This is a genomic window from Aliikangiella maris, from assembly GCF_040719265.1.
Classification (GTDB): Bacteria; Pseudomonadota; Gammaproteobacteria; order Enterobacterales; family Kangiellaceae; genus Aliikangiella; species Aliikangiella maris.
Map to the genome: position 1 here is coordinate 1 of NZ_JBFDAH010000021.1, position 23,527 is coordinate 23,527.

The window sequence follows — 23,527 nt, forward strand, 5'->3', positions numbered from 1 at the left end:
TGATGTTTTTACTGAGTGAGTTGCCAAAGCAGCCCAATGATATCGAGTACTTGATGCCTTGGAATTTTAAGTACCATCAATAGTCAAGCGTGTAATTCGCTGGACGCTTACAAAAAAATTGTATTCCCTTCAGGAAAAACTAAATTATCAGGTAAAGCATCGGTCCGGCCACAATTAACCCATACCACAAATTATGGACAACCCGCCTCTGATGCTCATTGTAATGTGAATTCGCAGACCAGCTTTAACTTTTAGACAGCCGCATAAGCATGGTTTCGTATTACCGATGTAAATTACAGAAAATCAGAACAGACTTAAGCGTTATTATCTGAGTTTGCAGTTTGAGATGTATAAGGTTGTACTGGAGTATTTTCGCTTAAGGGTAAGCGATAAACAAAGATAGCTGGTGGTATCATTACCGCATATACAACTATTCGAACCCATAGCGGTTCTATCATCAACCCTGAATATAAGCAAGCGAGGGCCATTGTTGAGAGGGCGATAATTTTTGCTTTTTTAGGAATACTTCTGGACTCTTTCCAATGATATAAAATCGGTCCAAACCAGCGATGTGACAACAACCAGGCATGTAAGCATGGTGAAGATTTAGCAAAACAGGCCGCAGCGCCGATTAAAAAAATAGTTGTAGGTAGCCCTGGAACAAATATTCCGACAAAACCAATCATTACCAGTAACAAACCGGTTAGGATTAAAATGTACTTGATAGCGCCACGCTGATATTTGCTCAAAAATCTACCTGCTCAATCTACGATAAAATCCTATTAAGGCCCTTTAGATTTAGTCAAACTTGCGAATATAATCAAGACAAATCTAATAAAATACGAATTAGCTATAAATCTTGCTATTTTAATAGCGAGCTTTATCGATGCCTGATCAGTGTATATCAATCAGAATTAATTACAACTAGTGGAATATAGAAGACTACTATAAATTAAACTTACCAAAAGAGGTAACTTTACCAACTTGATTAAAAGAGTAATAAGTATTTTGCAATTTAAAAATTTAGATAAATCGTACAGCTAAGTGGGAGGCTAACTTGGTTAATGCGACTTTATCAATTCGATAGAATTAAAACGAGAAAAACGGATTATAATCACTCTATTAAACGCTTGAACTCATCCCAGATCCCTAGAGATTCATCAGCAAAAAGATCAATGCCCAATGCTGACTTAATCAGATATAAGACAAGCATGATAAAACCTAATATTGAAATCAATACCAAAAGCGACAATAACAAAAACATCACAAGAGCGATACCTTTCTCTGAATGAGATATTACCCTTCGGTTGTGCCCTAAAAGAAATACCATATAAAAACTCCAGGGCAAAAATGGAATAAAGATGGTAGGTCGAAAATCAATACTATGCTTTTTCCAAGCTTGCCCCTTTAGCGCCTTCTTTATCTCTTCTAATTGCGCAGCAGTAAAGCTATCGGCAACAGGCTTATCTATATCACCTAAAAATCGCTTAAGAACGGGGTCATCAGCTAGCTCACTTTTTAATTTATCTTGAGTGACTGATTGACGTATCATAACAAACTCCATTTAAAGCGGTTTACCTTAAGTGTAGCCAATAGTGTTAAGGCTTTAAAATTCATTTGATAGAAAACTGTTAATAAATTGCTATGCCTGATATTGTTTTATACGTAGTTGAGATGAAAAATTACAGTTTCTTATTCATTATTATTTTTTCTTAGCGCTTCTAATATTCCTCGATAAGTGATATCCGCTCTATTACTCAAGTTTTCAGGATAGTATCATCATAACTACAGTAGCTTGAAACTGTAAACCATCGATATCAATTAGCGCTACTCCGAAGTTTCCTACTCTTTTTAGTTTACTGGCTAACTGACCACGTAATTTTAAACTTCTATTTAATAGCGCTTCTCTGGCTATCTCAAACTATATTTACGCTCCAACTCATCCATGTGTTCATAGATACCAGAAAACTTAATTTCGTTAAAAACATCATTTTCTAATAGCTCTAGTCTCTTGCGCTCTATTGCTTCGTAAGGAATAAAATAATCCCCATCCATATCCTCAATATCGAGTTCATCTAAAGTTAATCGTGAAGATTTAAGCTTACAAAAAGAAAGTATATTTTTTTTATCATTCGAACTTACCTTATCAGAAGCAAGTAGATAGTCGAAAAAATCCAACCTTAAATATTTCATCAGGAAATAAATATCCGTAAAGAAACCATCATTATTTTCGTCAAGAGGGTTAACGGCCCTATTGGAACACTCAAGAATACTAATCCAATCATCTGAGCTCAAATTATTCAACAAGTCTTCAGAAGAAAGTAGTAACTCGCTTGTAAACTTACATGAACAATTCTCCATCAAATATACAAATAGCTCTTTGGCATCATATTTTTTTATTTCATCACGGAATTGTTCAATAAATTTAATGCCAGCTAAATTAGAGGTTCCGTAACCATCGCGTATTTTTTTAACTAAATCAATCATCAGCTTCACCCTCTAATCCAGTGTTTTATTAACGTCTAATATAGATCGAACAACCCATCCATCATCATCTATTTTAAATCGATAAAGCTGATGCCGAGCACCAGAAACATCCAATCCCATATCTCTTAACATATCAGGAACTCTCAATGCTTCTTCTACAGAGGGTTGGTAGTGTCCTGATAGGTTGTCGAGCCTTCTTATTTGCCCCTGACCATTCAACCTCATCTGACCTGCCGCTAAAACATCTTCTCCATTAGCTAATGTTGTATGTTTAGAACCAACTACCAATCTACGATCATTTGTAATCACAAAATCCAAATCACGAGGAACAACATTTCCTTCTCCGAGTGTAACTTTTCCATTTACTACTTTTACTTCTCCAAATACTTTTCCTTTGGTGCTTAGAGCTTCTCCAGGAAATTTATTTGATACCAAACCTTTCGAGTTTGGAACAACACTAGTCTTGCTCTATCCGCTTCTGCACATTAGCTTCAAATTCAAACTCTTTTCTCAAATTACCCATATTTTGAATCGGAATTGTGAAAGCGCCAACTTTTAGCTCATTTCTCGTAAAATTAACGATTCCTCCACTTTCAAATAAATATATTATTGGACCGAACAACCCTTTATATTTATCGTAAATATCAGGATATGAACTGCTAACAACCCCCCAAATTAAATAACTCTTGCAAATCATTCTGATAAAAGGAGAAACGTTATCATTAAAAATGTTCTTCAGTTTATCGTCGATATCTTCAGGAACAGTAACATCACTATCAATCACTTCAATAGGATTAAACATCGGTAGATTGGAAGCAAAATTAAAATCATTTAAAAACTTTGATGCCCTAAAGAGATACTCATTAACAAGCAATGCTTTATTTCTATCTACATTTTTTTCACTCAAAGCATCCCAATCTATCGAATTGAGACGTTCAAGTGCTACCTGATAATTAAAACTCATATTTGCAAGCATCCTTAAAAATTTTTGTTGAAATAGTCCATAAATCCATCAAACGTTCCCCAATTTGGTTGCGCCGGTGCTAAATCATGTGCCCCTGGAGGGGGTGGATTAAACATTTGGAATTCTGGATCCCATGACTGTGGGTTTCTATAAGGAATTCCTTGAGCCATAAATTGCCTTTCACCCAATTCATGACCAGCTAATTGCTTAAAATAACTCTGTTGAGATGCAGTAAGTTTAGTCGTTTGTGCAGTTTCCCATGCAAATGCTATTTCTGGATCAGCTGTAAACCTGGATAACACATAGTTTTCACTGTCAGTGAAGAGCTTATGTTTTCCGAAAAACAAATGTTTCTTGAGTGTAGTGACTTCAGAAACCGATAGACCAGTGTTTTGAGCAACTGTTGCCACGTCATCAAAATGGACGTTTCTAATATTCGAATATGAAGCTTCCGCTAATTCATCAATCTTGCTGAATTCACCAGCGCCTGTATAGAAAGTTTGCTTGTCTGGAACAACTCCAAACTATATTTTTTTAAACTCCTCAAGTTCTTGTTCAGTACCCCAATTTCCGAGCGAGTCAAAATGAAACGACTCACCATTCTCTAAACCTATATTCTCAGCAATTCCGTAAAGATCTCCTCGCCAAAGTAAATCATAAGGAATAACTTCGGTGATAAATACACATTTACTCCCTATCACTTTCTCATTCTTCTTTGACTTTTCTCTTAATTCAAACTCACGCAAGCCATTTTCATTTTCTAGCAAAAGAAGAACATATTCCTTACCTTCATCAACTTCTGACCTACTCCAAATAGGTCTACGCTTTGGCCGCTTTCTCATCTGCTCTTTTTGTTTTAAAAGAAAATCCTTTTGTTCCTGAGTTAATTTATTCATAGCAATACCTTAAAACTTTAAACCTGGGAAATATTCCGATGTTCGCCCAGATATCCAGCGAAAATGTTCATACCCACCTTTCATATCGGATAATACTTGCCGCATAGCGGTGCGATCGATTGTTACACCTGCAGCACGCATTTCCTCTAAACGAACTAATGCCTCAGCTCTTCTTGAACCACCAACTCCCAAGGCGTGTATACTTTCATGTAAACCTGTAGATGCTGTCGCCTGCATACTTCCTAGCTCAACATCTAACATCTCCCAATATTTTCCGTTTTGAGTATTTTGCATGAATATTTTCCCAAGATTTCCTTTTCGAATACCATATACATCTGGCCCCATGGGAGCACCGTCAACGAATCTTAAGAAGATTTTCTGATCATCCAGAGCTTTTAAAGCTACTTGTCCAGCTTCAGTTTTACCAAAATATTCTCTTACAGCCCGATATTCATTCGCATTTAAATCACCCCAATGCTTATGAACATAATCACCATCACCTCGGACAATACTGTCTACAAATTTTTGACTTATATTCTTTTTAGGGGGCTGTAAAATAGAAAGATCAACTTTGTTTGGAACAACAAACGTTGCTCCAAACTATACACTTAGTCAAGTAGTGACTTTACCTGCTCTAAATCGGCCTGCAATCGCTTCTCTTCATTAGTTTCCAGATCATATTTAAAGCTATCAAAAGGTATTTCAGCCAACACAGTTTTCACTCCATTTTGAACATGTTCAAACGAATATCCTTTTTGATGTAAATATAAGCATATTGCTATATAAAACATGAGCTTTTCCACAGGACTAGATTGAATAATCTCTTTGTAAAAATCACCAAGAAGCCGCATAGTAGCAGCCACATGATCATCACCTAACTTAAATGAAGCTTGAAAGTCTTCATCAACACTTTCAATTATTTCTTCGTAGCTATACCTATCCATAATTAATCAAAATCTCTTGAGAATACATTAAGTTGAACATTGGGGTATCGACTTCTGAAATCTAGAATAACATCACCACAGCTCTGGCACGCAAGTCTCTCAGTAAACAAATTTACTCTGCCGCTGGCTTGAGTATTGTTGCCTAGTCGAGCAGCTATATCTTCTAATAATTTGAACTCAGTGTCAGCATGACGCAGATAGCCTGCATCATCTATATATCCGCTTGAATTTATCTTCTTGGGAATAAATGCCCATTCATCTTGGGGCTTAAGTAAAACAAATCCTTTATCTGCTCCCTTATCGCCAACAAAGTTAATTTTACTATGTGCTTTTAACTCACTAGGTAAACCATCAATATCAATTTGCGCTACTCCGAAGTTCCCTTCTCTTTTTAGTTTACTGGTTAACTGACCACGCAATTCTAAGCTTCTATTTAATAGCGCTTCTCTGATTTCAGGATTAGTTGAATTACTCAAGTATCGTGAGTTTGGAACAACACCAACCTAGTCCAATAGGACTTCCTTCATTTTTCTCAAGAAGAACTCTTTATTTGAAGAGATTCTTTCAATTAATAATTCCTCCAAGTCAAACTCGTTTTCGATATCAAATTCATTTGAATTGGCTGCCTCCAATGCTTTAGTGACCTCTTCTTTAAGACTTGAATCAAACCCATCGAAATATGGCTTTACATATTTCATTAATGTTGAAGTTAGTTCCCCCTCATTAGACACATTTGTTCTCGCAATATCTTCGATGGCCTCCGCTTGCAGCGGAGACTCATGAGAGATAGGGTCAAAGATAACTTGAAGAAAATGTGGCTGATAATTCTTTTTATTCATCAATATTTAACCTTTAAGACTGTTGAAGGAGTAACTGCATGAGGATGAATTGGGAATGCTGTAAACATATTCCCGCTTTGAGCATTAAACCTGACTCTACTCATATAAGACAAGTTCTCATTTAAGCTGAAGACGCGTTTTGAAAATCCTGTCCCAATTACGTCTGGATGTTCAAATACTATATCATTTACTAGATGAGGATTATCCGCTCTTGAACGAATTAAACTAGCTCTATTCATAATATTCAACTGATCTCTATTACTCAAAAATCCAGTAGAATTTTGCCTTGATCGATTAGTTACTTCCGGTCTGGGGTTGATCCCTAGTCGAGCCCTCTTCCTATGCTGTATCGGAGTTACGTCTGCTCCGTGACTAGTTTTGAAATGAGCCCCTGTAGATTGTTCTAACTCTGCCAATCTTCTACCTGCATTAGCTTCAGCTTTAGCTTGTACAAGTGCAGATCTTTCACTACCAGATAGATCGCCCCATTTAGCCCGAAGCGCTTCAGCCCTCGATACATTACCGTTTGGAACATCTCTCCCCAACTCACTACGATGCGTCCGCTCATTATCAACAATATTCCCTGATTGTTCAACACTCGCATCATAGTCTGCTTTTTCCTTAGGCTTAGCTTTATTTACAATTAACCGTCGCTCAGCTTCCACCCGCCTTGTATGCTTTTCACGAAACTTTTTGGCTATACCCGCCGCGGTGGGATTAGTGTCGAGCAATTTGTAATATTCTTCCAATGGCCAAAAATAATTGGGATCATACTCACCATTTTCGGCGCGATAGCGCTCTAAGTATTCGATTTGATTATCGCCCCAACCATAATCACCGAGGAAGCCCTCTAATTCATATTCATCTCTGATTAAACAGTTATACACAATAATCGTTTGAATTTTGATGAGGTGGACTAAGTCATCGATGACATCATCCTCGGTATACCAGGACTGAATAGTTAAGCCGTGGTAATGACCAATTTTTTCGACAATTCGCCAGAGGTGCTGCGGGAAGTTTTGTTCGTCGGTCAGTCGCCATAAAAACTGTTTTATAAAGATATCGTCACGGGTTTTACATTCGGTATNGCCATAAAAACTGTTTTATAAAGATATCGTCACGGGTTTTACATTCGGTATTAATTTCAAATTCGAGCGGGTTAGCTTCAAAAAAATATGGGGCAAATAAAAAGCGCCTGCGGCTGCGTGATCTGACGTAGAATGGGTCGAATAACATGGTGATAAGTCCTTTTTGAGAATTGACTCACTTTTCAAATCTTTTTGATATTTGAATGCTTTCTCTACATTCAAAATATCACAGGTAACTAAGCATTTATCACATTGCCTGCTTAGTGATGAATATATCCTACCAAAGTATTATTTCTCTCACTAATTTGATTTCGTGAACCAGTTTGCAATTATTTGTTTTTTAAGGTGTGTTTCATCCACGTTATTGTATGTGTTGTGGTTCAATAAAACCACACAACATAAAGGATGGTAGAATTATCAATAAACGAAGAAACATTTATCTTTTTATCACAAACTTAAAATTAATCTACTTAGCAGCAAAAACCTAAAAAACAACTCTCTCATTTTGTTTTTTATAAAAATACATTTGCTTGTCTGCAAATTTTAACAGCTCAGCGGTACTACAACCATCTTTAGGATAAGTCGCGACACCATAACTATATTTAAAATAAACGGTTTCATCATCTAAAATTAGTGGTTGATCCATTGTTTGCTCTAAACGCAGTAACAACTCACTGGTTCGTTCATCTCTGGCACTATTATCGAGCAAAACAACAAACTCATCTCCACCAATTCGCGCAACCATATCTGATCCACGAAATCCAGTTCGCAATCGGTTTGCAAACTCAATTAAATATTGATCGCCATTTAAGTGGCCAAAACGATCATTAATTAATTTAAAGTCGTCCAGATCAATAAATACTATCGACAACTGAAACTGTTTTCGCTTAGCCTTTATTAAGGCTTTTTCAAAATGCTCTAACAAACCAAAGCGGTTGACCAGCCCGGTCAACGAATCACGCAAGGCTTTCTCTTGTAATTCATATTCTCGGTTTTTTTGTTTAGTAATATTTAAAGAGACCCCTTCTACCCCCAAAAATTCTCCCGCATGATCATAACGAGCATAGGCACAAGTAGAGACCCATACGGTAGAGCCATCTGATTTACAAATGAGCGTTTCGACTTCGACCGGCGCACCTTGGCTAGCCAAAATGCTTTCAAGTGCTTGCGCTCTTTCTTCTGGAATCGCATAAAAATCAGTCATTGGTTTACCGATAGCTTCATCAGCGATATAACCCAGCATTTTTAATGCATAAGGAGAGGCCATAATTAAATTGCCTGCGGCATCGGTGCGGTAATAAAATCCCGGTAAATTTTCTATAATTTGTTTAAACTCTCGCTCCGAATCTTGCAAGCGTTTCATTAACTGGGTATTTAGAGTTACATCGCGAATGCTGCATACGATATAAACCTTATCATTTTTATCGGAAAAGGTTTCTACCTTTAATTGGACAATCATGCGATGACCACGAGAGTGAAATATTTCTATTTGGTACTCATTAGGTGGCTTTTTGCCTTGCGTCCGGGACTGATATCTCTCGGCGACCAAATGTTGGTATTCAGGGACAATCTGCTGCATAAACAATGTCCCAAGCAATGCTTCACGAGTTGTGCCAACCATATCAGCAAATGCCTGATTGACCAAAATAAAACGGCCGTCTTTAATAACAAAAACCCCATCTTGTAATGTTTCTATCAAGGTCTTATAAAAGTCGGTGTCAAAATAAGAGGGCTTAGCTAAATTATCCATAATGCCGGAACGAAATTATTAAAATATATTATTTATTCGTAAAAAAAATAATACTCTCATGCTATTAATCCAGAATCTAGTTATTTTTTGTGATTCAATCACGCTCAAATTGGATTTTGTCGATGAATAAGCCATAATTATATTTTTGAACTTGTTTAATAAATGATATTACATGATTTTGCAGGTAAACATATCGTTTTTACCTCAACAATGTTCTCTAACTAACGATAAACCACGGCTAAATATATCAGTAAAAGTACAAAGTTTAACTTAATAGTACTAGCGATTAACAACCAAAATATTTTTTAACGCTATATTTTTAGTTACGTAGTAATTAAAATAATACTGAGTAGCTTAGATAGGAATTTTTTAAAGCCAATAGACGGGTGTAGATGATCATCCAAAAAGTGAATTATTGAAGAAGTGATTAAATGGCGAGTTTAAATTTAATCAACTTTCGGTTAATGTCAGTTCATACAGTTTAGTAATTTTATCCATTCTCTCGAGGAAATCTTCGGTAATCACTCGAATTACGCGAGGAATATAAGCATTGTCTCCCAAGGTATCAAATTTAGTTTTATAAAATTGCCACTGGCGTCTAACATTGACTAATTCCTTAGTAATTTCAGTGGTATTAACATCGGACTCTTGTAGAAAGTCCAAACCATTTTCAAATTGACTAACAGCCTGATTAAATTGTAAGTGAGAATCTTCATCTCTGAATCCCACATAACTAGCAGTGTAATATAGAGCGATTCTTTGCGAGAGCATACGCTGACGACCAGAAATATTAATCAATTTAGCCTCAGATTTTAGAGTAGAGTTTTGTAATTCCAAAACTAATTCATGTGCAGCATGAAGCAGGAGATTATTCTGGTTTAATATTTTATCTGAATAATTTTCCACCGGCTTTGCAAGAACAATGGCTTTAAATTCTCCCCAACGTTCTTTAAGCGTTGTTAATTTGGCAACAGACTCTGCTTTAGATATGGAATCTTCAAGATTGGCCAAATTACTTTCGAAGCGATTAATACTTTCGCGTAATTCCTTTTGTGCATCTCCTCGATTAATTCTGTGAGTAATCATCAAATAATTTTTTGCAATCCGTTGTGATAACATGCGCTGTTGTCCGGCCTGATTGATTGCTTCGGCAAGCGTTAACGCTCGAGCCCAAACAGACTGATTGAAACCGACGACCAGGCAACACACAAATATTGTTAGTATTATTTTTTTAGTACACATATTTATACCCTATTCAACTAAAGACAGCATGAGATTTTACGTTCTAAATGTTTAACAAATTTGATCAGACTCAATGAAGAGAATAAGTAAGCAAATAAATTTAACGAATTCTCTCGAAACGAGATAAATTTTTAAATTTTGAACTCTGCAAAAAAAAACCCACTTTTTAAGTGGGTTTTTTAATTATTTACAGTACAGCGTTAAATATATTTTACCTGTACAATTTCGTATTCAACTTCACCATTAGGGGTTTTTACAATCCCAATATCACCTTCCTCTTTTCCAATTAATGCTCGAGCAATTGGCGAGTTAATTGAAATTTTAAGTTTTTTGATATCGGCTTCATCATCACCAACAATTTGATAAGTCACTTCATCATCAGTTTCAAGATTCACCAGTTCAACGGTCGTGCCAAAAATCACTTTGCCATTGTTGGCTATTTTTGAAACATCGATGATTTGGGCATTGCCCAGCTTACCTTCAATTTCCTGTATACGCCCTTCAATAAATCCCTGCTGTTCTCGCGCAGCATGATACTCTGCATTTTCTTTTAAATCGCCATGCTCTCTAGCTTCAGCAATTGCAGCAACAACTTTGGGGCGTTGTACTTGTTTTAAGTCTTGCAACTCAGTTCTTAAAGCTTCTGCGCCAAGAACCGTCATTGGTGTTAAATTATTCATATTGTAATTACCTTTCTATTTAACCCGCTTGTGCAGCTCTTGGACAGAAACTACTTTTTGACGAGTCTGGTGGCGAATGGCTTTTGCGGTTGCCAAGCCACCAGCAAGTGTTGTTGAATAAGCGACTTTATATTGTAACGCAGATCGTCTGATTTGAAACGAATCTGCCACCGCTTGTTTACCTTCAGTGGTATTTACAATATAGTCGATTTCGTCATTTTTTATCATATCAACTAAATGCGGTCTACCTTCGTATACTTTATTTACCCGTTGACAGAATATACCATCCTGAATTAATCGGGTAGCCGTACCACCTGTCGCTAATATTTCAAAACCACAATCGATTAAAGCTCTTGCCGTTTCTGAAATTTTAGCTTTGTCACTTTCTTTAACACTTAAAATAGCCTTGCCACCACGAGGCGCTTGTGAACCGCCACCCAATTGAGCTTTATAATAAGCTTCACCAAAAGATTCGCCAACCCCCATTGCTTCACCAGTTGATTTCATTTCTGGACCTAAAATAGGGTCAGAACCAAAGAACTTGTTAAATGGAAACACCGGTTCTTTTACAGTATAAAAATCAGACTCAACAGGTTGAGTAAAGCCAAGCTCTTTTAGTGACTTACCCGCCATAACACTGGCAGCAATTTTAGCCAATGGACGCGCGGTTGCTTTCGAAACAAAAGGCACCGTTCTTGAAGCTCGCGGGTTCACTTCGAGTACAAATATATTTTCACCTTGAATGGCAAACTGGGTATTCATTAACCCGCGTACTTCCAGTTCTTTAGCCATTGCTTCAATTTGTTCACACAAACCTTGCTTGATAGTTTCACTTAAAGTGTGTGGCGGAATACAGCAAGCAGAATCACCTGAGTGAACCCCAGCTTGCTCTATATGCTCCATAATGCCACCAATTAAAATGGTTTCGCCGTCATAAATAGCGTCAACATCCACTTCAATCGCATCGTCAAGGAATCGGTCGAGTAGCACAGGAGATTCATTCGAAACAGATACCGCTTCGGTCATATAGCGTTTTAATTCATCTGAATTAAACACGATTTCCATCGCTCGACCACCTAATACATAAGAAGGACGAACTACAAGTGGATAACCGATTTCTTCAGCCAGACGCACTCCTTCTTCCATAGTTTTTACGGTTCTGTTAGGCGGCTGTTTTAAACCTAAACGTTTGATCGCCCGCTGAAATCTTTCGCGGTCTTCTGAACGATCAATGGCATCAGGCGTTGTACCAATAATGGGTACACCAGCGGCCTCTAAGTCGCGAGCAAGTTTTAACGGGGTTTGTCCGCCATATTGAACAATCACGCCTTTAGGCTTTTCTTTCGCAACAATTTCTAATACATCTTCAAGTGTAACCGGTTCAAAGTATAAGCGATCAGAGGTATCATAATCTGTTGAAACTGTTTCGGGGTTACAGTTAACCATAATGGTTTCGTAACCATCATCACGCATCGCAAATGCCGCGTGAACACAACAGTAGTCAAATTCAATACCTTGGCCAATACGGTTTGGACCGCCACCCAGAATCATAATTTTTTCACGATCGGTTGGCTCTGCTTCACACTCATCTTCATAAGTGGAATACATATATGCTGTGTCGGTAGCAAATTCGGCAGCACAAGTATCAACGCGTTTATATACTGGATACAAATCGAACTTATGGCGAATGCGGCGCATTTCTTTTTCAGAAATATCGAGCAGTTGACCCAGTCGTCTGTCAGAGAAACCTTTACGCTTCATTTTACGCACGATTTCGCGATCCAGTTTTGCCGTGCTCAAAGTCGCAAATTGTTTTTCCAGAGCAACGATTTCCTGAATTTGAACCAAAAACCACGGATCGATAGACGTTAATTGGAATACCTGCTCGATGGTGTAATCTTGACGGAATGCATCAGCAATATAATAAATTCTTTCGGCATTAGGCACTTGTAGATTGTGACGCAATACTTCACGCCAGTCATCGCGCTGACAATCCAGAATTGGACTAAATCCATCTGCGCCAGTTTCCAATCCACGCAAGGCTTTTTGCACCGACTCCTGAAAAGTTCGTCCAATTGCCATTACTTCACCCACCGATTTCATTTGTGTGGTTAAAGTGGTATCGGCATTAGGAAACTTTTCAAAGTTAAAGCGTGGAATTTTAGTCACAACATAGTCAATCGATGGCTCAAATGATGCTGGAGTGCGACCACCAGTAATATCATTTTGCAATTCATCTAGGGTATAGCCAACAGCGAGTTTGGCAGCAATTTTAGCAATTGGAAATCCAGTTGCTTTAGAAGCCAGTGCAGATGAACGCGAAACCCGAGGATTCATTTCTATAACAATCATCCGCCCATTTTCAGGGTTTACCGAAAATTGTACATTTGAACCACCTGTCTCGACGCCAACTTCACGCAATACCGCCAGTGAGGCATCACGCATAATTTGATATTCTTTGTCAGTCAAGGTTTGTGCTGGTGCCACCGTGATTGAGTCACCCGTGTGAACACCCATTGGGTCAAAGTTTTCAATTGAACAAACGATGATGCAGTTATCGTTTTTATCACGCACCACTTCCATTTCATATTCTTTCCATCCGATTAAGGATTCATCGATCAGTAATTCCGAAGTTGGCGACAGATCGAGTCCACGGGCACAGATTTCGTCGAACTCTTCTCGGTTATAAGCAATACCGCCCCCCGTGCCGCCCATAGTAAATGAAGGTCGAATAATACACGGGAATCCTACTTCATCTAAAACTTTGTAGGCATCTTTCATGCTGTGCGCGATTCCAGCACGCGGCATGTCCAACCCAATTTTGCGCATTGCATTAGCAAATTGTTCGCGATCTTCTGCTTTATCAATTGCTTCGCGGGTGGCCCCAATCATTTCAACATTATGGATTTCAAGCACGCCGCGCGATGCTAAGTCTAAAGCGCAGTTAAGTGCCGTTTGTCCGCCCATCGTGGGTAAAATGGCATCTGGCTTTTCTTTTTCGATAATTTTTGCAACAATTTCCCAGTGAAGTGGCTCAATGTAGGTTGCGTCAGCCATTTCAGGATCGGTCATAATGGTTGCAGGGTTAGAGTTAACTAAGATGACGCGAAAACCCTCTTCTCGCAATGCTTTACAAGCCTGAGCCCCAGAATAGTCAAATTCACAGGCCTGGCCGATGATGATAGGTCCCGCACCAAGGATGAGAATACTTTTTATGTCATTACGTTTTGGCATTCACTATTTACCGTTTGATATTTCAAGTTTTGATTAAATTGCTTACGCTTGCGAAGTTTACTTTACCGTACACTCAATAATTCATTTCTGCCTGAATTCATCACTGCTTACGCTGTTTCATACTATTGATAAAACGCTCAAATAACGGCGCAGCATCATGAGGTCCAGGACTAGCTTCAGGATGCCCCTGAAAACTGAAAGCCTCTTTTTGAGTATGTTCAATACCTTGCAAACTGCCATCAAATAACGACTTATGGGTCGCTTTTAGTGCCTCGGGCAATGATGCTTCATCGACGGCAAAACCATGATTCTGGCTGGTAATCATTACTGTTTTATCAGCTAGATTTTCTACCGGATGGTTAGCGCCATGATGGCCAAACTTCATTTTGACAGTTTTCGCACCACAAGCCAGTGCCAATAATTGATGGCCAAGGCATATACCAAAAATCGGGATATCTGATTGTAAAAAGGACTGAATAGCCTCAATGGCATAATCACAAGGCTCAGGATCGCCCGGTCCGTTCGACAAAAAGATTCCATCAGGATTTAACGCAAGTACTTCGCTGGCGGGTGTTTGTGCTGGAACAACCGTCAAACGGCAGCCATGATCGGTGAGTATGCGCAAAATATTCTTTTTGACGCCAAAGTCGTAAGCAACCACATGATACTGGCTGTTATCGAGTTTGGTATAACCCTGTCCAAGTTGCCAGGAACCTTCCTCCCAACTGTAAGACTGCTTGACACTAACTTCTTTCGCGAGGTCCATTCCTTTAAGCCCGCTAAAACTTTTAGCTTTTTCAAGCGCCTGAGCTTCATCAATGTGTTCGCCAGCCATTAGACATCCAGCTAACGCGCCTTTATCACGTAAAATTCTCGTCAGCTTGCGCGTATCGATATCACTGATACCAACAATATTATTTTCTACGAGATATTCAGTCAGTGATTTTTCGGCACGCCAATTACTGTATTGGGCAGGCAAATCTCGAATAATCAATCCGGCGGCCCATATATTTTCAGACTCATTGTCTTCTGGGTTAATTCCGGTATTTCCAATATGGGGATAAGTTAAAGTTACGATTTGGCGTGCATAGGAAGGGTCAGTCAAAATCTCCTGATACCCTGTCATTGCTGTGTTAAAAACCACTTCACCAATGGATTCACCATCAGCACCAATAGACACACCGTGAAAAGTACTACCATCTTCAAGGACTAGAATAGCAGGTTTAGACAAAAGACCCTCCGGCTAAAACAGATACTAAAAAGCGGAAAAGTTTGCTTGCTCTTCCGCTTTTTGAAGTTTAATTAAGATGTTCTACCGAGTATTGCGGTAAAATCGAGGTATTCTAAGCGATTTGGCGCAGATTTGTCCATCCGCTCGAACAATTTATTCTATAAATTGGATATCGCATGAAAATTAGATACAATAGCTTTTTGGTCTTGCAAAAGTCTAATTTTCAGTGATTTTCATCTCAAGCGCTTCCATAAAGCCCACTCAACGGCAAAAACCGCAGCCTCTATACTACAGCTTCTAACAGCATTGTATCAAAAGCCACTAGATTAAAAATCTAAAACCACACCACTAGAATCCCAACACCAATTAATGACAACAAACACTTATTCTCTTTTACCTATCAACTTTCGCGACTATCAACTTTTACGACTATTGACTTTATAGATTACTAACTTTGAAGACTATTAAGGTATTCCGTTGGATTGAGATTAGTGCAGTTTTTAAATGCACGATTAAAAGAAGACTTGGAATTAAACCCCGCCTCAAAGCTCAACTCAAGCAGGTTTGGTTTATCTAAAGTTGACTGTAAATGTGCTATAACATAGTTAACGCGTTTTTTATTAATCAAATATCGAAAATTAATCATCCCCTGCTCTTTAATGGCTTTGCTTACCTTCCGTTCACTAAGCCCCAAACGCTTGGCAATATCAGTTAGTCGAATATTTGGGTTGCGATAAAAGCTCTCTTCATCCAATACCTGGCAAACCTGTTGATAAATTTCGCCAGCCGATGGTTGATCTCCAAAATTAAATTCACCTATGTTAGAAGCATTTATTTGGGATGCTTGTAATGAGTCTTGCTGCATGTCTTCTGAGTTTTGTGAATCCCTCAAAGAAGTTAATTCGTTGGATTCCACTCGAGCCATTTCATTAGACGATGATTGAAATAAGCCCTGCGCATCAGAGAAATGCGGTTGGGATAAATGACTTTTATCAGACTCAAAAACAACGACTTTGCCAAATTGATATCCCATATGTTTTGTTAAATAGGTCAATCCAAAGGAAATAACAAAGAAGACAACGCCTGTTGTAATTAGAATTTTAGCTGGTAGATAAAATAGCACAACCCAATCATCAGGATATCCCAGCATTAACCGCAAAAAGACAACAGCTAAAACCAATCCGTATGCAATTTGAAAACTGCGTATGGAAAACTTTAAAAATTTTAGTGGTAATAGATTAGTTTTTTTAATTGGGATTGACGAATAAGCAAACAAACAAAAAGTATAACAAATACCAAACCAGAATATTTCCTGAATACGCGGTTCAACTTTTAAAAAGGCAATTAACAAATTGTTAAAGTCTGGCGAATACGTTGCGGTAAAGTAAATAGTTAAAACACTTAAGGGAAACAAAGCAGCAGGAAACAGCTTTTTCCAATGAAACTGATGATTTAAAGCTTCAACATAAGCTTTCATTAACACCGGATAGCAACACTGTAGTGAAGCAAAAAACAAAGCGCAAACACTGAATGATTTTACTACACCATATTTAACTGCCAGAATTGTCGAGCAAGAATAAATTTCACCTAGCAATATTAATATTAATAACATCGCCCCAATTCGATTGGTTTTGGCGATAAGCATAATAAAGATAAAGCTGAATAATGCAAATAACAGGCGACTTTCAAAAATTAAAAATCCAATATCCATGACATCAGCAGTGCAAGTTCGGTTAAATTTAAAATTAAACGAACATTTTTGATAAGTCCGAACTTTTTTTCAAGAGTAAAAAAGTTGAATTCGGTAAACAGAGTTTTCAAAATGACGAATTGATTCAATTATTGAACCATCATACAGATACTTTAAATAGGTCAGGCTACTTTTTAATGCTTTTCCGATTCGTAACGACACATAAACAATCTCACATGACAACAAATCGGATCAGCCGACGAGCTTAATAAGCACTTATTACTTATTATTCATCACCGACAATTACGGCTTAACCAACCTCATTTGGTAGTTCGCAGTTTGGTAATGACTTCTGAACAATAATTCATTGGTATGTGGAACACGCAGTTCAATCCAAAAAACGGCTTCATCCACCGGTGGACAGTTTTCTCCATAACCACCTTGCATAAAACTAATGTCTCTTTCTCCTGATTTATTGCCATCCCATAGCGCTCGACTCACATCGCAGTTTTCAGGTACCTGAGCACTGATTGTTGTTTTTACTTGAACACTGGTCGAATTATCACAATTGGTTATCCACTTTAAAATAGGTAATTCTCCAGCTTGTCGATTTTTAATTGAAAAAGTTAGAATATCGCAATTAGCACGATCTGGAAACTGCGGAACATCAAGCTGTGTTAGCGCTTGTCCCAAGCGTGTATTTTCAATAGCGTTGTGGCCGGTTCGAATTTTATCATCAACAATCACATCACCATGTTCACCACCAAAACGCATATGATTAAACCAGGCAATACGAGTAAATCCCATATCACGTAGATGTTGATTAATATTCACCGCAGTTAATGATAAGCGACTATCAACAGCAACATTATCAGCCGGCAAATTCACATCGTGTAAACACGGGGCATCTGTATGACATTCATGTAACTGTGTTTGTGGATTATAGTGACGGGATTCAGAATAAAAGGCAAAACTAAAGCCCGTTTCTTTAATAAAATATTCGACTCCCGGGCACATTTGATTTACTTCATTTTTATACCAATAAATATACGGATCATAAATGCTAACATTCGACGAGCTATAATATAAATCGAGTGACGAGGCTTCAAACAAACACTGTCCGTAGCCATCAAGTTGGTTAGCCGCGTCAGTTCCAAGGGATTGATATTGTAATTCCAAGTCGTCCACTCGCACCGCTTGTTGCTTAAGATTCTGCGGCTCATTCGCTATGACAGCCATTTCACTTTTAAACTGATCAAAATAAGGTTTCAAACAATTTTTCGTCCCAACAAAGTAAGGATTAGACCAGTTACCAAAAACAATTTTAGGAATCGTTCGGTAATTTTTTTCGAGAATGATTTCGTGCAACATCTTTTTGACCGTAGATAAATACCGCGCATAAATTTGTGGGTGAATAAATACGCCTGCTGCGGTTTCATTACCAAGTAGCAAGTATCGAATACGCAAATGGATTTCACCCGATTGTTCATCATAATATTCACTTGCAGCTAAAACTGATGCTAAGTAACTTTTGTACCACTGAGCAACTTGATATTCAAAAGTTCCACTTTGCAGTGGGAAAAAACGTAACTCAGTCAATTGCGTCATCACTTCACAAGCACTGGCTTGATAGTCTGGGTAAAAATCATTGTCCACGACAGATTGTAAATCTGCCCGCTGAATATTAAACATCGCAGGCACTCGATATCGAAAGTTGTCTTTTGGGTGAATAGTGAAGTCAGACGGTTCGGCTTCTGGATTAATTTGACATTGACCACTGGATGATTCAATACGACATGGCCCCATAAGTGCAATTGAACGACGATTTTTTCTACCATACATATCATATTCACTGAGTACCATCTTATTCGCTTCTGGCAATAAAATAGGATGCGCAACAATATTATCAACTGTCAAGCGCGATAATGTTTTTGCCGCACTTTGCTCACCATCTTGTTGACTAAGACGACTGAGCATTACCAGGCTTCCCTCCTGCCCATTAATTTTCGGTGATGGTAAGTAATTTTCGGGGATTAACTCCCAAGTTAAACCACTGTGCACCAAAATTTCAGGATTCCATTGGTTCACATGATCGGTTAATGCTGCATTATCTTTAGTTGCCCAGTGCGTGCAACTATCCTCATAAGAGACTCTTTCTGGCAAGCAGATTGTGCGATTTGGTCCTAACTGAATGGCAACATCATTGAGCCACTCATCAATTGTCTGCGAGACTTTTTTATCGTAGCCCATATGGGTGTGTAGTCCGATATTCATTTCACGCGCTACACAGTGCATGGAAAAACAACACAGCATAGCAAATTGAGCAAAAACTAAAATAGTTTTGATTGTATATTCTTTTACTGACGCTATCACTTTTTTCTTAACTCGCTTTTTATTAACTCGCTTTTTTATTAATTTATTTGTTCATTCATTTATTTATTTTTTCATTCACTCGACAAAACGCAGATACAATACTAATTAAAAAGAAAAATCTGTTCCTCCGCCAAATGATTCAATTGTGTGTTTAATAATATTTAAATGCGAAATGGGATCGCCGTACTCATTTTTCAGATTGGTAAAATTGGTTTGATGCACGGAAATGTGTGCAGAATCAACCGGACTTCCCCAATAAGGATTCGACCCTGTTGGTAATAAAGCACCGCCGTACGTTCATTACGTTGATAAAAATTATAAGCTTGTTTGACATTGTCATATTTTAGCTGAAAGGTTTTATTGCTATTAAGGCTATGAGGGTCAAAAGTCACCAGTGCTTCGAGTGAAACATTGTCTTTGCCCAAGCTGTTGGCAACATTAATAGCTGCATTTCCTCCTCGACTATAACCAAGCAGAACGACTTTAAAACCCGCCTTGGTCATTTCTTTTATTTTTTTCTTTATTTTTCTTTCTTGGTTAGCTTTATAAAGCTTGGCATTTTTACCTTCAACAATATTTTCTAAATGTCGATTGCCTGTAGAGTTTTTCCCTGCGCCATAAATCCCCACATAAAAGATTTTATCTTCATTACCCGATATGGAGTCATCTTTACTTTGTTGCGCCGATTGGGTTTCTTTCGACGTTCCTCCTTGACACTTTGAACTACGATTTCCAGTTTGCGCACAATAATGCCCCAGTGCCGACTGTAATCCGGTAGGGTCCCAGGTATTAACAGGATTATTACCAACATAAGCATAAAGATTAAAAGAGCTCGCATTAAAGATATTAAAGTCACGCGCTGGATCAGGGCGATTTAAGCGACCATACACAGGCTGATAGTGACGTGCCTTCATGTATATAGATTGAGTTTTTTGATCATCTTCATGTTGTGTAAAACCATAACTGCCAATATGAATTTGCTGCTTATCCATTTGCTCACCAAATGGGGAGTATTCTTGTGTGGTTACATTATTATCATCACGAAAACGGACTGACTGACTCCCCAGACGATCAGCAAACTGATACTCTAACTCAAGTCGATTAGTATCTTTTTGCCAATATTGTGTTGCCAGCTTGATGCCGCTGTGTAAAACATGTTGTTGACTGGCAATTAACTCTCCGGTTTGGTTTAAGTAAACTTCCTCCAAAACAACCTGTCCAGAAAAATTACGATAATAGTAAGTTGTTTGATGCTGTGACATTTTTCTAACACGCGCCCCATTACCATCATATAAATAATGCGCGATCCATTCATCAGTTTGCTTATCAACCACTAAAACCAAACGTTTTGCATCACTGTATTGATAGCGATAATCGTCATCTTCAATAACATTCCCATCACTATCATATAGCCAGTTTTGATTTTGATATTTTTCATTATAATGTTGTGCAGGTAAACTTGTTACACTGTAATCATTTCGATTGAACCCTGTCTTACTTGATAAATTACCTAAATGATCATACCCATAGGCAACACGATTATTATCAACCATAAAACTTTTTATGCGCCCAATGGCATCATATTGATATTGATATTCACGCTCATATTGGTTTGATTGCCTAGTCAGCGAAACCAAGTTATTCCTTGAATCGAAGCGCATCGCTGTTTCAGCAAATACAGATACAGAATCAACAGTGAAGCGCGTTTCAATTGGTGTTGAAAAAGGTGAATAATGGTAATTAGCAAATGTTTGCTGATTTTCAGAATACCCAATAAAACTGGGGGTACCATCTTGATTAAAATCAACTGTTCGCATTAGCGTTTTACCATCAAAAAGTACTTCTTTGGCTTGCCCATGAGTCGAATAAAGTGGGTAGCTCACTTTGGCATTATCAATACTGGATTGAATTAAGCGTCCGTGATTATCAAACTGCCAATGTAACGTTTTTTCCGTTTGAGCAATGAGCGAGCTACTAAATCCACATAGCATAAAACAAATACCAAGTTTCACTCGGTCTTTTTTTAAATTTTTCATAAGCGATTTTTAATTAATTTTTAGTTAGTTGCATCAATAATTTATAAAAAATTTACTCTGGTCAATCATGTAAAATCATTCTTGCTTATCAGCTAAATCTATCAACATATCAATTGCCGACTCATAGTTTGCTAAACTGCTGGCGGAGTAAGGCTTTGTACAAGCGAATACGCAAAACACACCTTTTTTATCTCCAATCCAGCTACTCACGAGATGATCTTTGCCACCGCCAAAACTTGCTTGATTAGGAAAATATTTATTCATAATACCGGAAGGAATTGCACCATCAACCATTAACGACTCGGGCATATAGTCAGTTTTCGCATCAGAGTTAACAAAAATTTCAGGGACTTGATCACCAGGACCATAAACCTGGGCAACGATTACATCCATACCCGTATGCGCTTTTTCCATCGCTCGCTTTACGGCATCAAGCGGAACATTTTTATTAATTTCTGGATTTTGCAATAACACGATCCACTGCCCATCTTGTAGCACAAAAGTAAAATCTTCCACTGAACCACCATGCCCATAAACTCGATTTTCAAGTGGCGAATCTTCACGAGACACCAAGTGATGAGTTTGCGCATCACCGCCATCGATGAGTTTGGCAGGACGCAATGGAATTTCACTTTCTTCACTCGACTCATGGGTATGCTTTTCGGTGCGGTTACATTTGCTACTCTTGTTACCCGATGCTTGGCAATAAGCTTGTGTGGCACGCTCTTGCGGTCCTTGCCCTTGTGTATTACGTGGATCAGAAGCAAGGCCAGTAGGGTCCCAGGCATTGACTGGGTTATTTCCGACATAAGCATACAAATTAAATGAGCTTGCATTATAGAGATTAAAATCACGCGCCGGGTCGGGACGATTTAAACGTCCGTATACCGGTTTGTAATGACGGGCTTTCATATAGACAGACTGTGTTTCAGTATCATCTTCATGTTGAGTAAATCCATAACTGCCAGAGTGAATTGCCGACTTATCCATTTGTTCACCAAATGGCGAATAGTCTTGAGTAATAATTTGAGTCGATGCGATGCCTTGGGACTGATTATTTTCACCATTAACCCAACGAACCGATTGACTACCCAGTCGGCCATTAAACTGAAATTCTGTTTTTATAACAGGACTTGAACGTTGCCAATGATGAGCGGCAACAATACTTCCTAAACGACTGACATGTCGGCGGCTTTCTAGTCGTTCTCCGCTTTGATTATCATAAGTTTCTTCATAGGAAATATTGCCGTTAGCATTTCGGTAGTAGTAAGTGGTTTGTTGCTGAGTCATTTTTCGCACTCGATTCCCACTACCATCATATAAATAATGCGCGATCCATTGCTCATCTTGTTTATCGGTCACTAAGACTAAACGTCGAGCATCGTTATATTGATAGATATAGTCATCATCTTCGATCAGATTACCATCATTATCGTATTGCCAATTAGTATTTTGATATTTTGTATTAATCGTTTGATTCGGCAAAGGCGCAACACTTAATCCATCATGAGACAACCCATTTTTACCTACCAGGTTTCCTAGGTTATCATACTCATAATTTAAAGTTACCTGATTAATTTTAAAGGTTATCAAGCGCCCCATTGCATCATAAGCATACTGATAATTCTTATCGCTGCCGTTATACCACTTTGTCAAAGACTTTAGCTGACCGGATGCATCGTAACGCATATTGCGCTCATTAAAAACCGTTTCACCTTCAATATTAAGTTGCGTTTGCAAGGGTGATGAAAAGGGAGAATAGTCATAATTCGCTTGTGTATTCGTCCCTGTTGAATAGTCAATATGATGAGCGCTGCCATCTGGATTAAATTGAATATTTTCAATAATAACTTCGTTATTTGATTCAATTTTTTTGGCTAATCCATGTAATGAAAAATCACTATAAATCACACTATTTTTTGCATCGGCAATTTCTTGAATTAATCGACCTTGATGATCATATTGCCAACGAATTGTTTTTTGCGTTTGTGCCACAGCAACAATGCTGACATTACCTAACAGAAAACAGCCCAAATAAACTTGACTTTTTTTTGATTTAAAATATTTCATTCG

General features: G+C 38.1%; 21 protein-coding genes. All 21 read right to left on the reverse strand.

The window, feature by feature from the left end; translation table 11 throughout:
- Nucleotides 1-314: 314 nt before the first annotated feature.
- The 21 genes from ABVT42_RS16390 to ABVT42_RS16490 all read right to left on the reverse strand — a co-directional run bounded on the left by ABVT42_RS16390 (nt 315) and on the right by ABVT42_RS16490 (nt 23,524).
- Nucleotides 315-749, reverse strand: coding sequence for a YbaN family protein (locus ABVT42_RS16390; protein ID WP_353896964.1), 435 nt, complete (start codon nt 747-749; stop codon nt 315-317).
- A 365-nt stretch (nt 750-1,114) separates the two neighbouring features.
- A complete protein-coding gene (locus ABVT42_RS16395; RefSeq protein ID WP_353896963.1) occupies nt 1,115-1,552 on the reverse strand; it encodes a 3-phosphoshikimate 1-carboxyvinyltransferase in 438 nt (145 codons plus the stop codon).
- 359 nt (nt 1,553-1,911) lie between these two features.
- Nucleotides 1,912-2,487: a hypothetical protein gene (locus tag ABVT42_RS16400; RefSeq protein WP_353896962.1), complete on the reverse strand. Its 576-nt coding sequence runs from the start codon at nt 2,485-2,487 to the stop codon at nt 1,912-1,914.
- A gap of 12 nt (nt 2,488-2,499) precedes the next feature.
- Nucleotides 2,500-2,922 carry a hypothetical protein gene (locus tag ABVT42_RS16405; protein ID WP_353896961.1) on the reverse strand — a complete coding sequence of 141 codons (423 nt, stop codon included), beginning with the start codon at nt 2,920-2,922 and terminating at the stop codon, nt 2,500-2,502.
- A 22-nt stretch (nt 2,923-2,944) separates the two neighbouring features.
- Nucleotides 2,945-3,451 (reverse strand): hypothetical protein, encoded by a 507-nt coding sequence (locus tag ABVT42_RS16410; protein WP_353896960.1) that lies wholly within the window; start codon nt 3,449-3,451, stop codon nt 2,945-2,947.
- Nucleotides 3,452-3,465: 14 nt separating this feature from the next.
- Nucleotides 3,466-3,753 carry a hypothetical protein gene (locus ABVT42_RS16415; protein WP_353896959.1) on the reverse strand — a complete coding sequence of 96 codons (288 nt, stop codon included), beginning with the start codon at nt 3,751-3,753 and terminating at the stop codon, nt 3,466-3,468.
- A 222-nt stretch (nt 3,754-3,975) separates the two neighbouring features.
- Nucleotides 3,976-4,347: a hypothetical protein gene (locus ABVT42_RS16420; protein WP_353896958.1), complete on the reverse strand. Its 372-nt coding sequence runs from the start codon at nt 4,345-4,347 to the stop codon at nt 3,976-3,978.
- A 9-nt stretch (nt 4,348-4,356) separates the two neighbouring features.
- Nucleotides 4,357-4,641, reverse strand: coding sequence for a hypothetical protein (locus tag ABVT42_RS16425; protein ID WP_353896957.1), 285 nt, complete (start codon nt 4,639-4,641; stop codon nt 4,357-4,359).
- Nucleotides 4,642-4,955: 314 nt separating this feature from the next.
- Nucleotides 4,956-5,291, reverse strand: coding sequence for a hypothetical protein (locus ABVT42_RS16430; RefSeq protein WP_353896956.1), 336 nt, complete (start codon nt 5,289-5,291; stop codon nt 4,956-4,958).
- A 2-nt stretch (nt 5,292-5,293) separates the two neighbouring features.
- On the reverse strand, nt 5,294-5,767 hold the full coding sequence (locus ABVT42_RS16435; RefSeq protein ID WP_353896955.1) for a deaminase domain-containing protein: 474 nt from the start codon (nt 5,765-5,767) through the stop codon (nt 5,294-5,296).
- Nucleotides 5,768-5,794: 27 nt separating this feature from the next.
- Nucleotides 5,795-6,130, reverse strand: coding sequence for a hypothetical protein (locus tag ABVT42_RS16440; protein WP_353896954.1), 336 nt, complete (start codon nt 6,128-6,130; stop codon nt 5,795-5,797).
- Nucleotides 6,130-7,017 carry a hypothetical protein gene (locus ABVT42_RS16445; RefSeq protein WP_367024119.1) on the reverse strand — a complete coding sequence of 296 codons (888 nt, stop codon included), beginning with the start codon at nt 7,015-7,017 and terminating at the stop codon, nt 6,130-6,132. The genes ABVT42_RS16440 and ABVT42_RS16445 overlap by 1 nt, the downstream gene beginning before the upstream one ends.
- A 685-nt stretch (nt 7,018-7,702) precedes the next feature.
- On the reverse strand, nt 7,703-8,968 hold the full coding sequence (locus ABVT42_RS16450) for a sensor domain-containing diguanylate cyclase (protein WP_353896953.1): 1,266 nt from the start codon (nt 8,966-8,968) through the stop codon (nt 7,703-7,705).
- Nucleotides 8,969-9,418: 450 nt separating this feature from the next.
- Nucleotides 9,419-10,210: a type IV pili methyl-accepting chemotaxis transducer N-terminal domain-containing protein gene (locus ABVT42_RS16455; RefSeq protein WP_353896952.1), complete on the reverse strand. Its 792-nt coding sequence runs from the start codon at nt 10,208-10,210 to the stop codon at nt 9,419-9,421.
- A 200-nt stretch (nt 10,211-10,410) separates the two neighbouring features.
- Nucleotides 10,411-10,890 carry a transcription elongation factor GreA gene (greA, locus tag ABVT42_RS16460; RefSeq protein WP_353896951.1) on the reverse strand — a complete coding sequence of 160 codons (480 nt, stop codon included), beginning with the start codon at nt 10,888-10,890 and terminating at the stop codon, nt 10,411-10,413.
- 15 nt (nt 10,891-10,905) lie between these two features.
- The gene (carB, locus tag ABVT42_RS16465) at nt 10,906-14,124 is read right to left on the reverse strand and encodes a carbamoyl-phosphate synthase large subunit (protein ID WP_353896950.1); all 3,219 of its coding nucleotides are present in this window, start codon (nt 14,122-14,124) and stop codon (nt 10,906-10,908) included.
- A gap of 100 nt (nt 14,125-14,224) precedes the next feature.
- Nucleotides 14,225-15,355, reverse strand: coding sequence for a glutamine-hydrolyzing carbamoyl-phosphate synthase small subunit (carA, locus tag ABVT42_RS16470; RefSeq protein WP_353896949.1), 1,131 nt, complete (start codon nt 15,353-15,355; stop codon nt 14,225-14,227).
- Between the two features lie 448 nt (nt 15,356-15,803).
- Nucleotides 15,804-17,066 (reverse strand): helix-turn-helix domain-containing protein, encoded by a 1,263-nt coding sequence (locus ABVT42_RS16475; RefSeq protein ID WP_353896948.1) that lies wholly within the window; start codon nt 17,064-17,066, stop codon nt 15,804-15,806.
- 282 nt (nt 17,067-17,348) lie between these two features.
- Nucleotides 17,349-19,319, reverse strand: coding sequence for a hypothetical protein (locus ABVT42_RS16480; protein ID WP_353896947.1), 1,971 nt, complete (start codon nt 19,317-19,319; stop codon nt 17,349-17,351).
- Nucleotides 19,320-19,612: 293 nt separating this feature from the next.
- Nucleotides 19,613-21,454 carry an RHS repeat domain-containing protein gene (locus ABVT42_RS16485; RefSeq protein WP_353896946.1) on the reverse strand — a complete coding sequence of 614 codons (1,842 nt, stop codon included), beginning with the start codon at nt 21,452-21,454 and terminating at the stop codon, nt 19,613-19,615.
- 75 nt (nt 21,455-21,529) lie between these two features.
- Complete coding sequence (locus ABVT42_RS16490; RefSeq protein ID WP_353896945.1) at nt 21,530-23,524, reverse strand: RHS repeat domain-containing protein; 1,995 nt, start codon at nt 23,522-23,524, stop codon at nt 21,530-21,532.
- Nucleotides 23,525-23,527 lie beyond the last annotated feature (3 nt).